At 70.5% G+C, this 13,424-nt stretch carries 14 protein-coding genes; 5 read left to right on the top strand and 9 right to left on the bottom strand.

Features of this window, described 5'->3' with window-relative positions; genetic code table 11:
- Positions 1–11: 11 nt before the first annotated feature.
- From AB0M59_RS14400 to AB0M59_RS14360, 9 genes are all read right to left on the bottom strand, one after another.
- Positions 12–362: a hypothetical protein gene (locus tag AB0M59_RS14400; RefSeq protein WP_364614053.1), complete on the bottom strand. Its 351-nt coding sequence runs from the start codon at positions 360–362 to the stop codon at positions 12–14.
- Entirely contained in the window at positions 359–1,114 is a 756-nt protein-coding gene (locus AB0M59_RS14395; protein ID WP_364614050.1) for a LytTR family DNA-binding domain-containing protein, read from the bottom strand. Before AB0M59_RS14395 ends, AB0M59_RS14400 begins: the two co-directional genes overlap by 4 nt.
- Positions 1,111–2,163: a histidine kinase gene (locus AB0M59_RS14390; RefSeq protein ID WP_364614047.1), complete on the bottom strand. Its 1,053-nt coding sequence runs from the start codon at positions 2,161–2,163 to the stop codon at positions 1,111–1,113. Before AB0M59_RS14390 ends, AB0M59_RS14395 begins: the two co-directional genes overlap by 4 nt.
- 46 nt (positions 2,164–2,209) lie before the next feature.
- On the bottom strand, positions 2,210–2,905 hold the full coding sequence (locus AB0M59_RS14385; protein WP_364614044.1) for a hypothetical protein: 696 nt from the start codon (positions 2,903–2,905) through the stop codon (positions 2,210–2,212).
- 248 nt (positions 2,906–3,153) lie between these two features.
- On the bottom strand, positions 3,154–4,152 hold the full coding sequence (locus AB0M59_RS14380) for an ABC transporter substrate-binding protein (RefSeq protein ID WP_364614041.1): 999 nt from the start codon (positions 4,150–4,152) through the stop codon (positions 3,154–3,156).
- A 28-nt stretch (positions 4,153–4,180) separates the two neighbouring features.
- Positions 4,181–5,233, bottom strand: coding sequence for an ABC transporter permease (locus tag AB0M59_RS14375; RefSeq protein ID WP_364614038.1), 1,053 nt, complete (start codon positions 5,231–5,233; stop codon positions 4,181–4,183).
- Positions 5,230–5,994, bottom strand: coding sequence for an ATP-binding cassette domain-containing protein (locus tag AB0M59_RS14370; protein ID WP_364614035.1), 765 nt, complete (start codon positions 5,992–5,994; stop codon positions 5,230–5,232). The genes AB0M59_RS14375 and AB0M59_RS14370 overlap by 4 nt, the downstream gene beginning before the upstream one ends.
- Positions 5,991–7,028, bottom strand: coding sequence for a mannose-6-phosphate isomerase (locus tag AB0M59_RS14365; protein WP_364614032.1), 1,038 nt, complete (start codon positions 7,026–7,028; stop codon positions 5,991–5,993). Before AB0M59_RS14365 ends, AB0M59_RS14370 begins: the two co-directional genes overlap by 4 nt.
- Positions 7,025–8,008 carry a LacI family DNA-binding transcriptional regulator gene (locus tag AB0M59_RS14360; protein WP_155544981.1) on the bottom strand — a complete coding sequence of 328 codons (984 nt, stop codon included), beginning with the start codon at positions 8,006–8,008 and terminating at the stop codon, positions 7,025–7,027. The genes AB0M59_RS14365 and AB0M59_RS14360 overlap by 4 nt, the downstream gene beginning before the upstream one ends.
- A gap of 304 nt (positions 8,009–8,312) precedes the next feature.
- On the opposite strand from AB0M59_RS14360, the gene AB0M59_RS14355 reads away from it, so the two are divergent.
- From AB0M59_RS14355 to AB0M59_RS14335, 5 genes are all read left to right on the top strand, one after another.
- Entirely contained in the window at positions 8,313–11,537 is a 3,225-nt protein-coding gene (locus AB0M59_RS14355) for a GH92 family glycosyl hydrolase (RefSeq protein WP_364614029.1), read from the top strand.
- 146 nt (positions 11,538–11,683) lie between these two features.
- Positions 11,684–12,103, top strand: coding sequence for a hypothetical protein (locus tag AB0M59_RS14350; protein WP_364614026.1), 420 nt, complete (start codon positions 11,684–11,686; stop codon positions 12,101–12,103).
- Positions 12,104–12,133: 30 nt separating this feature from the next.
- Positions 12,134–12,724: a phage tail protein gene (locus AB0M59_RS14345; RefSeq protein WP_364614024.1), complete on the top strand. Its 591-nt coding sequence runs from the start codon at positions 12,134–12,136 to the stop codon at positions 12,722–12,724.
- 23 nt (positions 12,725–12,747) lie between these two features.
- Positions 12,748–13,056, top strand: coding sequence for a hypothetical protein (locus tag AB0M59_RS14340; protein ID WP_364614022.1), 309 nt, complete (start codon positions 12,748–12,750; stop codon positions 13,054–13,056).
- Between the two features lie 47 nt (positions 13,057–13,103).
- Positions 13,104–13,424 (top strand): hypothetical protein, encoded by a 321-nt coding sequence (locus tag AB0M59_RS14335; RefSeq protein ID WP_364614020.1) that lies wholly within the window; start codon positions 13,104–13,106, stop codon positions 13,422–13,424.

The following is a 13,424-nucleotide window of genomic DNA, read 5'->3' as shown; positions in this document are numbered from 1 at the left end:
GGGCGCTCTGGTCATTCGTCGTCCTCGAGGCGCTCGGCGCGGCGGAGCTGCCAGCGGGCCAGCAGGGCCATCGCCGGGTACGGGAGGACCGCGATCATCAGCCAGGACACCGGGATTCCCAGCAGCCGCACGGTGTCCAGGCCCGGGAAGATCGCGAAGATGCCCGGCAGGCCGAGCAGGAGCGCGAACATCAGGACGAGAGCGGGGACGCCGCGGCGGCGCTGGGCGCGGTAGAGGGTGGTGGCGCGCTGGGTGTCGCCCACGGGGAGGCGGGACTGGCGCCAGCGGTGGCGGGAGCGGCGCCGGGCGTGGGCCAGGCGGGTTTGCGGGCTGGTGACGGCGACGCGGCGGATCTTGCTCATCGCGGGCCCGGCCCGAGCTGACCGCGCTGGGCGGCTTCGAGCAGCCTGTCCCGGAGGTCTCGCGCGTGCCGGCGGCTGACCGGGACGTCGCCCGCTTCGGTGTGGGCCAGCAGCCCACCCGCCGAGTCGCTGCGCAGCTCCAGCACCGCCCCCACGGAGAGGAGGAACCCGCGGTGCACCCGGCTGAACCCGGTGCCCTCCCAGTACTCCTCGAGCCGAGAGATCGGCATCCGCACGAGGTGCACGCCGGCGCGGGTGTGCAGGCGGACGTAGTCGCCGTGGGCCTCCACGAACGACACGTCGTCGCGGCGGACGTACCGGGTGCGGCCGCCGGACTCGACCGGGAGCGCGGCCATCGCGTCCGGGGTCGAGCGCGAAGACGGCGTCGCCATCCGCGTCACCTTGGCCAAAGCCGCCGAGAGCCGCTCGGCGCGGACCGGTTTCAGCAGGTAGTCGACGGCGCCGATGCCGTACGCCGTCACCGCGTGCCCGTCGTGCGCCGTGACGAACACGATCACCGGCGGCTCGCTCAGCTTCGCCAGCAGCCCGGCGAGCTCGAGACCGTCGAGGCCCGGCATCGAGATGTCGAGGAACACCGCGTCGAAGCGGTCGGCTTGCAGCAGCCTCAACGCCTTCAGCGCGTCGGCCGCGCCGACGACTTCGCCGACTTCGGGCGCTTCGCGCAGCATGCGGCACAACTCGTCCAACGCGGGAGGCAGGTCGTCGACGGCCAGCACCCGGAGCCCGGTCACGGCAGCACCCCCGGCTGGAACCGCGGCACCCGGACGATCACGCGGGTGCCCGCGCCGACCTCGGTCTCCACGGTCAGCCCGTACCAGGCGCCGTAGACGTCCCGCAGCCGTCTGTCCACATTGGCCAATCCGAGGCCGGCGGGGTCGTCCTCGCCGGTGCGCCCGCCCAGGATGTCGGCCGCGCGCTTCGGGTCCATGCCGACCCCGTCGTCCTCGACGAAGATCACGCAGTCGTTCCCTTCCGCCTGGCCGTGCACCTGGACCAGCCCGGTGCCCGACCGCGGCTCGATGCCGTGCCGGATCGCGTTCTCCACCAACGGCTCCAGCACGAGATAAGGCACGGCGACGGCGAGGATCTCCGGCGCGACCCGCACCTGGACGCGCAGCCGTTCACCGAGCACCGCCCGCTGCAGCGCCAGGTACGTCTCGATCGCGCGGAACTCCTCGGCGACCACCGTGTACTCGCCGTGGCGCGCCAGGCTGTAGCGCGTGTAGTCGGCGAAGTCGAGCATGAGGTCGCGGGCGCGGTCGGGGTCCGAGCGCACCAGCGACGCGATGACGGTCAGCGCGTTGTAGACGAAGTGCGGGGACATCTCCGCGCGCAGCGCCCGCAGTTCGGCCTGCGCCGCCTGGTCCGCCGACGCCTCCAGCCGGCCGCGCTCCAGAGCCTGGACGACGAGATCGGCGGCCTGGCCGGCGACCGCGTCCCGGACGTCGCCCACGACCAGCAGCGCCCCGGCCAGTTCGTCGTGGACGTGCAGCGGCAGCGCGAGGACGTCCGGCGCGGAGCCGGGTTCCTCGGTGTGGAGCACGCCGTCGAGCACCGTCGCGACGATCGCGTCCGGCCCCGGCCGGCCCGACCAGAGCAGCGAGCCGGACAGGTCGGTGAGGCCGAGTCCCGGGAAGCCGAAGAGCCGGCGCAGGCCGTGCGCGGCGCGGCGGGCCCGGGTGCCGGACAGGCCGTCGCGCAGGTCGTCGGTGACCCGGCGGGCGGCGGCGAGCACCGGCAGCGGGTCGGCACGGGACGCCGGGCGCAGGTGCACGGTCATCGGGGCCTCCCCTCGGCGGCGGTGTCCAGGGGACCAGATCCTACGGCTACGCGGGGTCGTCGCGGTCGGCCAGCACCTGGGCGTGGCGGCGGAAGCGGCGCCAGGTGCGGTAGTCGTGGAGCGCCGTGACGTCGCCGCGCAGGAGGACGTTCGCCGGGTACGGCCGGTCCGGCAGCGAGATCCAGCCGGTCGTGCGGGTCTCCTTGACCGCCACCGGCACCGGCCGGAACGTCGCCGGGTCGAGCCCGTCGCTGTGCCGGACGACCTCGTCGAAGAACCAGGCCGACGTGATCAGCGCCAGCACCCCGCGCGAGGACTTGAGCGCTTCCTTCAGCGGTGCCGCCTCCAGGAGCCGGAACGTCTGGTTGATCGCCGGCGCCGTGACGCCGAAGTCGTCGTAGGCGACTTCGCCCGCATGCAGGGCCATTCGCAGCCGGATCCGGGCCTCGGCGTGGTGGGTCAGGTTGTGCCGGTGCAGCGCTACGGCGAGCGCGTTGGGCAGGTATTCGACGAAGGGCCCCTTGGGGATCTCCGCCGGCGCGAGGACGAAGACGCCGTCCCCGCAGTCCTCTCTCCGACAGTGCGGCCATGGGATGCCGGCGTCCTCGAAGGCCCGGAACAGCGCCCGGTACAGCCCTTTGCGCAACGCCAGGCGGTGTGGTGTCGTCCTGCGCTGGTCGCCGTAGCCCTCGACGTCCACGGCGAGGATCGTCCGGTGTTCCGCCGGCCGCTCGTAGTTCATCGCACCCTCCCTGCGATCATGCATGTGCTGATGCATGTGCAGACGAGTGTGACGCGGAACACTCGGACAGGGGAACCGGTCGTGCGGTGAGCGGTGCCCGCACCGCGGTGACCGGCGGTGAGCGATCGGCGTTGGTGAAGTCGCCTGGTGAGCGGATTGACAACCATCACCGGGGGAGCTGACGGACAGAACGTGAAAGCGGCGAGACCGTGCCGGGTCGCGGCACGGCCCCGCCGCCGATCAGGGGGTCAGCAGGACTGCTTGTAGAAGTACTGCGAGTTGGCGTCCATGTCCGCCTTGGTGATCGAGTGCAGCTCCGCGGTCAGGTTCCGCGTCACCGGCTTGCCCTCGACGGCCGCCACGGCCTGCTGGACGCCCTGGGTGCCGATCGAGGCCGGGTCCTGGGCGATCAGGGCCTGGTACTGGCCGTTCTTGAGGCCCTCGACCTCGGACGGGCTGGCGTCGAAGCCGATCAGGTTCACCGCGCCGACCTTGCCGGAGTTGCGGAGGCCGGTCGCCGCGCCTTCCCCGGTGTTGAGGTTGGTCGCGAAGACGCCGATGAGGTCCGGGTTGGCGGCCAGCGCCGCGGTCACCTTGGACGCGGCCTGGTCGGGCTCGTTCTGGGTGAACTGGATGCCGATGGACTTGAGGTTCGGCGTGTTCTTGAGCTCCTCCTCGAAGCCCTTCGCACGCGCCGCCGTCGTCGACGTGCCGGCGATGGTGTCGAGCACCAGCACCGAGCCGGCCTTGCCGCCGGCCAGCTTCCCCATCGTCTGGGCGGCGAGCTTGCCGCCCTGGGCGTTGTCGGAGGAGATCGACGACGCCGCGACGCTCGAGTCCTTGAGCGCGGTGTCGACCTCGACGATCTTCGCGCCGCGCGCCTTGACCTGCTGGATCGGCGCGAGCATCGCCGTGTCGTCGGTCGGCGCGATGAGCAGCGCGGCCGGCGGGTTCGCGCCGAGCGCGTTGACGAGCTGGGTCTGCAGGGGCGCGTCGAACTTCTGGGGCGCCTGCGTGGTCAGCTCGTAGCCGAGCTTCTTCGCCTCGGCCTCCGCGCCGCACTGCAGGGAGATGTAGAACGGCTCGGCCTGCACCCCCGGGATCAACGCGAGCTTCTTGGCGTTGGCCGAGTTGGCCTGGCTGGTACCGCCGCCGGTGTCGCCCACCGTGCCGGAACCGCACGCGGTGAGCAGCGCGGCGGCGGACGCCAGCGCGCCGGCCGCGACGAGCGTCTTGGTCAAGTTCATCGAAAGCACCTCTTTGTACTCGGGGAACTCAGCGGGAGTTGCGTTGACGGCGGCGGCGCTGGTCGAACCAGACCGCGGCGATGAGCACGGCGCCGACCGCGATCATCTGCCAGAAGTCCGGGACGCCGGTGATGTTGAATCCCTTCTTCAGCACGGCCGGGATGAACACGCCGATCACGGTGCCGAGCACCGAGCCGATGCCGCCGAAGAGGCTCGTCCCGCCCATGACCGTCGCCGCGATGGCGTTGAGGTTGTCGCTGGTGTGCCCGGTGATGGTGGTCGAGTTGTAGTAGGCCAGCGACAGGAACCCGGCGAGCCCGGCCAGGACGCCGGTCAGCGTGTAGACCTTCATCAGGTGCGCGGTGACGCCGATGCCCGCGCGCCGCGCGCCTTCGGCGTTCGAGCCGATGGCGAACGTGTAGCGGCCGAACTTCGTGGTGTGCAGCAGCCACGCGCCGATCAGCGTGATCACCACGGCGATCAGCACCAGGTTCGGGACGACGCCGAACGACGTGCCGTAGCCGAGCTCCTTGTTCAGCACCACCGGGACCGTGCGCACGTCGCTGCCGTTGTTGAGCAGCAGGGACGCACCGAGCGCCGCGCCCATCGTGCCGAGCGTGACGATCAGCGGCGGGATGCCCGCGACGGCGATGAGGAAGCCGTTGATCAGGCCCCACACCGTCCCGGCCAGGACGGCGACGATCAGCCCGACGATGATCACGCCCCAGCCCGCGCCGCCGGCGTTGCCACCGGACATGGCCTCCATCGTCTTGCCGCCGACCATGCCGGCGAAGATGAGCACCGAGCCCACCGACAGGTCGATGCCGGACGTGATGATCACGAACGTCATGCCGACCGAGAGCACCAGCAGCACGGCCGTCTCGATGAGCAGCAGCTGGAAGTTGTACAGCGTCGGGAACGCGCTCGGCGCGAGCACGCTGAACACGATGATCAGCGCGATCAGCACCAGCGCGATCCAGAACGTGTTGGCGCCGACGAGACGTTTGCCCAGCGGCCGCTTGCCGAAGCCGCTGTCGGGCGCTTCCTGGATGTCCTTCTGCGCGGGCGTCGACACGGTCACGCCGCCTCCTCTTGCACGAGCGCGCCGGTCATCGCGGCGACGAGGTCCTCGAGCTTCGTGTCGGACCCGGTGAACCGGGCGACGCGCTTGCCGAGCCGCAGCACCTCGACGCGATCGGCGACCGACAGCACCTCGGGCATGTTGTGGCTGATCAGCACGACGGCGATGCCCTTGTCGCGCACCTTCTTGATGACGTCGAGCACGCGCTCGCGCTGCACGACGCCCAGGGCCGCGGTCGGCTCGTCCATGAACACGACCTTCGACGCCCACACGACCGACCGCGCGACCGCGACGCTCTGGCGCTGCCCACCGGAGAGCGAGCCGATCGGGACGTCGGTGCTCTGCAGCGTCACGCCGAGGCGCTGGAACTCCTCGACGGCCCGCCGCCGCATCTCGGCCTTGTCGAGCATGCCGAGCTTGCCGAGGAAACCCTTGCGGTGGATTTCGCGGCCCAGGAACAGGTTCGCCGCCGGATCCAGCTCGGGTGCGACGGCCAGGTCCTGGTAGACGGTCTCGATGCCCAGGCGCCGGGCCGTGGTCGGCGAGTCGAAGTGCGCCTCGGCGCCGTCGAGGAGGATCTTTCCCGACGTCGGCTGCTCCGCGCCCGAGAGGCACTTGACCAAAGTGGACTTGCCGGCGCCGTTGTCGCCGATCAGCGCCGTCACCTCACCCGCGCGGGCCTGGAAAGCCGCGCCGCGCAAGGCTTCGACCGACCCGTAGTGCTTCGTCAGGTCGACCGCTTCCAGCAGGATTTCGCTCATCCGTGCCTCTCCTCCGGCGCCGGCGGCCGGCAGCGGATCACCGTCGCCGTGCCGGACAGCTCGGTCTGGCCGGCGTCGAACGGCACGACGTAGGTGTCGCCCTTCGCCAGCGCGTGCTCGCCGCCGTGCTCGGTGCGCAGGGTGCCTTCGCCGTCGAGGACGACGAGCACGGCGAACGACGGGTCGAGTGACAACGTTGTCGTCTCGTCCGTGCGCAGCTGGTCGGCTCGGAAGAACCGCTCCGATCCACCGGCCAGCAGGTCCACGGTGGACGCGCTGTCGCCCGCGGTGCGCTTGATGATGGAGCCCAGCCGGTCGGTGTCCCACCCGGAGGTGTCGAGTGCTTCGATCGCGGTGTCGAAGCCGATCCCGAGGTGGCCCTTCTCCGGCGACGCGAGGAAGTCGCGCCACTCGATGGTCAGCGAGAAGTCCGTCGGCTGCTGCAGCTCGACGACGAACACGCCCTCGCCGATCGCGTGCGGCAGCCCGGCCGGGATGTAGACGGTGTCGCCCGCGGTCACCGGGACGCTGTTCAATGCGCCCAGCATCGAGGGCACGTCCTGCTCCCGCGTCCACTCGGACACGGTCGCCTTCGACAGCGTCTCCTTGAAGCCGGGGTAGACGCGCGGGTCGTCGCCGTAGGTGCCGACCACGATCCACGCCTCGGTCTTGCCGAAGTGCGAGTCGAAGTGCTGCTTCGCGAAGGCGTCGTCCGGGTGGAAGTGCACGGGCAGCCGCTGGCCCGCGTCGAGCAGCTTGACCAGCAGCCCGGTCGACGTCCCGAGCGCCTCGACGTGCTTGGCGCCGAGCCAGCCGTTCGGGTTCGCGACGACCGCGTCGCGCAGCCAGGCGCCGTCCGGGAGCCGGGTCAGGCCGTTGGTGTCCTGGCCGAACATGGTGCTCACCGAGGCGACCCAGTCCTCCGGGCCGAACTTCTTCTCGGAAGACGCGCCGCGCAGCGCCGCGATGGCGTCGCCTCCGCGGTAGAACTGCGGGGGCTGGTTGGCCGGGAGCCGGATGGGTTCGAGGGTCACGGGGCGACCTCACCGGAACCGCGGGCGACGAGATGCACGGGCAGGACGACCTTTCTGGGCGGGGATTGATCTCCTTGGACGCGCGCGAAGAGCAGCTCGGCCGCGGCGTGGCCGAGCGCGCTCACGTCGTGCGCGACGACGGTGACCGGCGGGTCGAGCAGGTCGGCCAGCTCGAAGTCGTCGAAGCCGACCATCGCCGGGCGCTGCTCCGCGTGGGCCAGCGCGCGCAGCACGTGCACGGCGACCCGGTTGTTGCCGGCGATCACCGCGGTGGCCGCGTCCGGGCCGTGCATCAGGCGCTTCACGGCGTCGCCGATGTACTCCTGCGTCGGCGTCCGCATGGAGACCAGGGACTCGTCGTAGGAGATCCCGTTGCGGACGCAGCCCTCGCGGAACCCGCGCAGGCGCTCGGCCGCGGTGAAGATGTCCGGGCTGTCGCCGAGGAACGCGATCCGGCGGTGGCCGTGCTTCGCCAGGTGCGTGACGGCCTCGATGGTGCCGCCGAGGTTGTCGACCAGCACGGTGTCGGCCACGATGTCGCCGGCCGGGCGGTCGATGAACACCACCGGCGTGCCCGCGCGCATCTCCGGCACCAGGTAGCCGTGCTGCAGGCCGGCCGGGACGACGAGGATGCCGTCCACCCGCCGCGCGCAGAACTCCAGCACGAGCTCGCGTTCGCGGTCGGAGTTCTCCTCGGACGAGCCGGTGAGCACCTGGCGGCCGAACGACGTCGCGATGCGCTCGACCGCGCGGTTCAGCTCGGAGTAGAAGGGGTTGCCGACGTCCTCGACGATCAGCCCGATGGTGCCGGTCGTCGACCCGCGGCGCAGGTTGCGCGCGCCCAGGTTGCGCCGGAACCCCAGCTGCTCGATGGCCGCCATGACGCGCTCGGCGGTGTCCGGGTGCACCGCCGGTTCGTCGTTGACCACGCGCGAGACGGTCTTGATGCTCACGCCCGCCAGCCGGGCCACATCGCTCATGGTGGCCCGCCTGCTCGCGGTGCGCGGCGCGCCGTCGCGGTCCCGGCCGGGAGGAGACAACGTTGTCATAGTGACCGGGATTGAACGCCACCCGCCCGGGGGTTGTCAACGGTCCGCGTGCGGATTGTGCCGATTCGGCTACCGACGTCGTAGGGCAGACGGCTGATCATGCTGTCCCGAAGTGGACAGGTCTTGACGCGACCCTTGACTGTCTGGTGAGCCGCTGCCCAAGGTTGCCCCGTTCGACCGACTGCGCGACAAGGTTGTCATTTCGGTCGCGCTGACGACGTGAGAGGCGATGGCCATGGCGCGATTGCGCTTCAGAGCCGGTTTGACCTTTTTGGCATTGGCGGTGACGGCAGCGGTGGCTCCCGCTGTCCCCGCGACGGCAGCTCAGAACACCGATTTCGCGAAGTGGGTCAACCCCTTCGTGGGCACGCGGCCCGGCGGGGCCGACCACGGCACCGGGGGCGGCGCCGGCAACACGTTCCCGGGCGCGGTGGCGCCGTTCGGCATGGTGCAGTGGAGTCCCGACACGGTGAAGTCCCAGCCCGGCGGGTACTTCTACGACGACAACGCCCTGACCGGGTTCAGCCTCACGCACCTTTCCGGCGCGGGCTGTTCGACCTATCAGGACATCCCGTTCATCCCTTATGTCGGTGAAGTGACGACTTCTCCGGCGACCGACCCCGCGCACTACACGTCGAAGTTCTCGCACGCCAACGAACACGCGACCGCGGGCGCCTACGACGTCACCCTCGACAGTGGAGCGAAGGTCGAGCTGGCCGCGACCCAGCGCACCGGCTCCGCGCGCGTGACCTACCCGGCCGGCGCGTCCTCGACGCTGCTGGTCAACACGTCCGGCTCGGTCAACGGCACCGACGACGCGTCGATCACGATCGGCGAGGACAGCATCAGCGGCTGGGCCACGAGCGGCCGCTTCTGCGGCGCGCAGAACAGCTACCGCGTCTACTTCTCGGCGAAGTTCGACACGCCGTTCGAGTCGATCGGCACGTGGAAGAACGGCGCCGTGACGCCGGGCAAGTCCGCCGAAACCGGTGGTGCCAAGGCGAAGGTCGCGCAGCCCAACGGCGTCAACGCGTCGATCGCGCGCCCGGCCAAGGCCAAGACGCAGGACACCACCGTGTCCGGTCCGGGCAGCGGCGGGTACGTCACCTTCGCCAACCTCAACGGCGCGCAGGTCAACGTCCAGGTCGGACTGTCCTTCGTGTCCGTCGACGGCGCGAAGGCCAACCTCAAGGCCGAAAACACCAAGAAGTCGTTCGACACGGTGGCCGCGAGCGCGCGGAAGGCGTGGAACGACCAGCTCGGCAAGATCGCCGTCACCGGCAGTTCGGACGCGGACATGACGACGTTCTACACGTCGCTGTACCACTCGCTGATCCAGCCGAACGTCTTCTCCGATGTGGACGGTCAGTACCCGGGCTTCGACGGGCGAATCCACAAGGCCGACAAGGGCCACGCGATGTACACGAACTTCTCCGGCTGGGACATCTACCGCTCGGAGGTCCCCCTCCTGGCGACGATCGACCCGAAGGAGACCTCGGACATCGTCCGGTCGATGATGGCCTACGCCGAGCAGGGCGGGTCGTGGGACCGCTGGACGGTGGCCAACGACTACACCGGCGTGATGAACGGCGACCCGTACCACATCATCGTGTCCAGCGCGTACGCGTTCGGCGCGCGTGACTTCGACGCCCAGAAGGCGTTGCTGCTCATGATCAAGGGTGCCACCCAGCCGACGCAGGGCTACACCGAGCGGCCGGGCCTCGACGACTACCAGAAGCTCGGGTACGTACCGGGTGCCGGCGCGGACACGCTCGAGTACACCAGCGCCGACTTCTCCATCGCCGAATTCGCGAAGCGGCTCGGCGACAGCGCGACGTACACGACGTTCATGAAGCGCGCGCAGAACTGGCAGAACCTCTACAACCCGGGCACCGGTCACCTGCAGCCGCGCAACGCGGACGGCTCGTTCGCCGGCACCTACGACCCCGCCAGCTCGCAGGGCTGGGTCGAGGGCAACGGCGCGCAGTACGAGTGGATGGTGCCCTACGACCTCGGCGGCGTCGTGACGGCGTTCGGCGGGAACACCGCGACGCAGTCCCGGCTGGACACCTTCTTCACCCAGCTGAACGCGGGCACGCAGGAGCCGTACGCCTTCATGGGCAACGAGCCGAACTCCAACGCGCCGTACGTGTATTCGTACGCGGGCGCCCCGGCCAAGACCCAGTCGATCGTGCACCGCTCGATGGACGAGCTGTACAACCCGAATCCCGAGGGCCTGATCGGCAACGACGACCTCGGCCAGATGTCGGCCTGGTACGTCTGGTCCGCGCTCGGCCTCTACCCGGAGATCCCGGGCCGCGCCGAGACGCTGCTCGTCACCCCGCGCTTCGAGCACGCCGTGCTCACCACCGGCGCGGGCAAGAAGATCACCGTCAACGCGCCGGGCACCGGCGACTACGTGGGCAGCCTGAAGGTCAACGGTGGCGCGGCCTCGAAGGCGTGGCTGCCGGAGGCGCTCATCTCCAACGGCGGCACGCTCGACTACACCCGGTCCGCCACGGCGACCGCGTGGGGCAGCGCTCCGGCCGACGCGCCGCCGTCGTTCCGCGAGCAGGAGAAGCCCGCCCTGTCCTTTGTGGACCCGGCGCGCGCGGTGACACCCGCGGGGTCGACGTCGTCGGCGTCGGTCGGTGTTCAGGACCTCTCCGGCACCGCCCGGACCTGGGCCTACACCGCGGGCAGCGTCGACGGGGTCACGCTGACCCCGGCGTCGGGCAGCATTGCCGTCCCGGCGGGCGGCAAGGCGCACGCGGATCTGACGGTTTCGGTGCCGGCCGGGCTGGCCGACGGCGCTCGCCGCATTCCGGTGACGTTCTCGTCGCCGGGAGTCGCCTCGACGCAAGCGGTGCTGACGGTGCTCGTGGCGCAGCCGAACAGCTGGCTCGCCACGGTCGACAACGCCGGCATCTCCCCGGACTCCGACTCGTCGAAGGCCAACTTCGACGGCGGCGGCTGGAGCTACTCGGCCGACGCGCTGGCCGCGGCCGGCGCCACCCCCGGTGGCACGGTGACCAGTGACGGCATCAAGTTCACCTGGCCGTCGTTCCCGGCCGGCGACCCCGACAACGCGGTCGCCAACGGCCAGACGGTGAACGTGTCCGGATCCGGACGGCTCGCGCTGCTCGGCTCGGCGTCTAACGGCAACGCGTCCGGCACGCTGACGATCACCTACACCGACGGCAGCAAGTCGACCGCCACCATCGGGTTCTCCGACTGGACCCTCGGCGGCGGCGGCGCGCAACCGTCGTTCGGCAACCGGATCGTGCTGTCGACGCCGTACCGCAACGCTTCGGGCAGCGACCCGCAGCAGATCCGCACGATGGTGTTCGGTACGAACCCGATCACGCTGGACGCGGGCAAGACGGTGGCCAGCGTGACGCTGCCGTCGAACGTCAGCGGCGGCGCACTCCACGTGTTCGCCATCGCCACCGGCGCGTAAGTCCACAAAGGCGACGGCCCCCTCCTGTCCGGGAGGGGGCCGTTTCGCGTGCGTCCACACCGTGTCCCCCATTCGGCCGCTTACGCGTGAAGATCGCTGCGTTACGTTGGTCACACCCCAAGGGGAGTGGGGAGGTGGGGGGAATCGTGCCGATCACCCAGGAACCGTTGGTGTTCCCGGATGTCGAGCAGGCCGTCGCGGAGTTCGTGCGCGCGCGGCCGGAGCTGTCCGGCGTGCCGGTGGGGTCGGCGGTGCCGCCGGGCTTCGACGGGACGCAGCGGGCTGTGGTGCTCACCCGCCTCGGCGGTGTCTACCTCGACGACGACCGGCTCGACAACGCCGAAGTGCGGCTGGACTCCTACGGACCGGACAAGACCGCCGCGCACGCGGTCTCGTTGGCCGTGCGGGGTGTCCTGCCGCTCCTGACCGCCTCCGGCGGGACCGTGTTCCCCGACGTGGCCGAGCTCCAGGGCCCGTGCTTCGTGCTCGACCGGAAGCATTCCGACGCGAACCGTTACGTCATGCGGTACCGGTTCGTCGCGCAAGTCGAATCCAGACCGGCCTGACCGGCCGGCGGTGCAGTGGGAGGGCTGCTCATGCCAGGACTGAACGCCAGCGAAATCCGGGTGGCGGGAACCGGGGCCATCTACGTGGCGCCGGCGCACACCGCCGCACCCGCCGACTTCACGAAGCCGTGGGCGTCGCCGTGGGTGGATCTCGGCTACACCACGGCCGACGGCGTCAAGTTCGTCAAGAAGGACAAGCTCGATCCGGTGGACACCTGGCAGTCGGTGGCCGCGATCCGGTACGTCTTCAGCGACCGCGACTTCTCCGCGAAGTTTTCGTTGCTCCAGATCAACAGCGACACCCTGCAGTTCTTCTTCAGCTCGCCCGCGGGGACGAGCGGCGTCTACAACATCGCCGCCGCGCCCCGGGTCGACGAACGCGCGCTCGGCATCGAGTTCAGCGACGGCCCGAACGTCAAGCACCGGTTCTACATCCCCCGCGGGGTCGTCACCGAGACCGATGAAACCGCGATCACCCGGACGTCGGCGATCAAGCTCGGGGTCACGTTCACCGCGATGACACCGATCAACAGCACGTCCGAGCCGCTCGCGCAGTGGTCGATCAACCAGGCCGCCGCCGGCGCCGCCGCCGAAGCCGAAGCCGAAGAACAGCCCGCGTGACCGGGCGAGAGGGAACGCACGAAATGGCGAAGTACAACGTCAACGCGGTCCGGGCGCAGCGCCTGGAAGCACTGGGGGAGCGCTGGGAGTTCGAGCTGGACGGCGACACGTTCAGCCTGCCCAGCGAACTGCCCCGGGAAGCGGTGGCCCGGCTGTCCGGCCTCGATCCGTCCGACTTGGACGGTCTGCTCGAAGTGCTGCTCGGCGCGGAGCAGTTCGAGCAGCTCGGCAGGCACGCGCTGAGCGTGCAGGACATCCAGGCCCTGCTGGAGGCCTACGGCCGGGACACCGGTATGGCGCTGGGGGAATCCTCGGCCTCGACGCGCTCCTGAGCGAGCACGGCGAGGCCGTCGAAGCCGACCTGCTCCGGTTCTACCGGGTGGACCTGCTCGACTACTACCGCGGGAAACTGACCCCACGTCGGCTGCGGGTGCTGATCCGGCACCTGCCACGCGAGTCCGCGCTGGTGCGCGCCCTGCACGGCGAGGCGGCGGAGTGGGGCCTGACCGAGCACCTGCTCGCGGGCGCGGTCGACGAGCTGGCGGTGGGCAACTGGCTGTTCGTCGCGGCCAACTCCGCCGAGGGCGCCGACCCGCCGGACCGGCCGCGGCCGGTGCCGCGCCCGGGCGTGGAGGTGGCACCCGACCCGGCGGCGAGCACCGACGAGATCGCCGCGTTCTTCGGCACCCCAGGGAGGTGA

The sequence above is a fragment of the Amycolatopsis sp. NPDC051371 genome, assembly GCF_040682155.1.
Classification (GTDB): domain Bacteria; phylum Actinomycetota; class Actinomycetes; order Mycobacteriales; family Pseudonocardiaceae; genus Amycolatopsis.
The sequence above is the reverse complement of the archived record's forward strand: the minus strand, read 5'-3'. Positions and strand labels throughout refer to the sequence as shown.

Excerpts from the sequence above, each read along its gene's own strand:
- AB0M59_RS14360 (WP_155544981.1), bottom strand. The coding sequence starts at position 8,008 with ATGAGCGATGTGGCCCGGCTGGCGGGCGTGAGCATCAAGACCGTCTCG.
- AB0M59_RS14340 (WP_364614022.1), top strand. The coding sequence starts at position 12,748 with ATGGCGAAGTACAACGTCAACGCGGTCCGGGCGCAGCGCCTGGAAGCA.
- AB0M59_RS14400 (WP_364614053.1), bottom strand. The coding sequence starts at position 362 with ATGAGCAAGATCCGCCGCGTCGCCGTCACCAGCCCGCAAACCCGCCTG.
- AB0M59_RS14355 (WP_364614029.1), top strand. The coding sequence starts at position 8,313 with ATGGCGCGATTGCGCTTCAGAGCCGGTTTGACCTTTTTGGCATTGGCG.
- AB0M59_RS14370 (WP_364614035.1), bottom strand. The coding sequence starts at position 5,994 with ATGAGCGAAATCCTGCTGGAAGCGGTCGACCTGACGAAGCACTACGGG.
- AB0M59_RS14380 (WP_364614041.1), bottom strand. The coding sequence starts at position 4,152 with ATGAACTTGACCAAGACGCTCGTCGCGGCCGGCGCGCTGGCGTCCGCC.
- AB0M59_RS14390 (WP_364614047.1), bottom strand. The coding sequence starts at position 2,163 with ATGACCGTGCACCTGCGCCCGGCGTCCCGTGCCGACCCGCTGCCGGTG.
- AB0M59_RS14345 (WP_364614024.1), top strand. The coding sequence starts at position 12,134 with ATGCCAGGACTGAACGCCAGCGAAATCCGGGTGGCGGGAACCGGGGCC.
- AB0M59_RS14385 (WP_364614044.1), bottom strand. The coding sequence starts at position 2,905 with ATGAACTACGAGCGGCCGGCGGAACACCGGACGATCCTCGCCGTGGAC.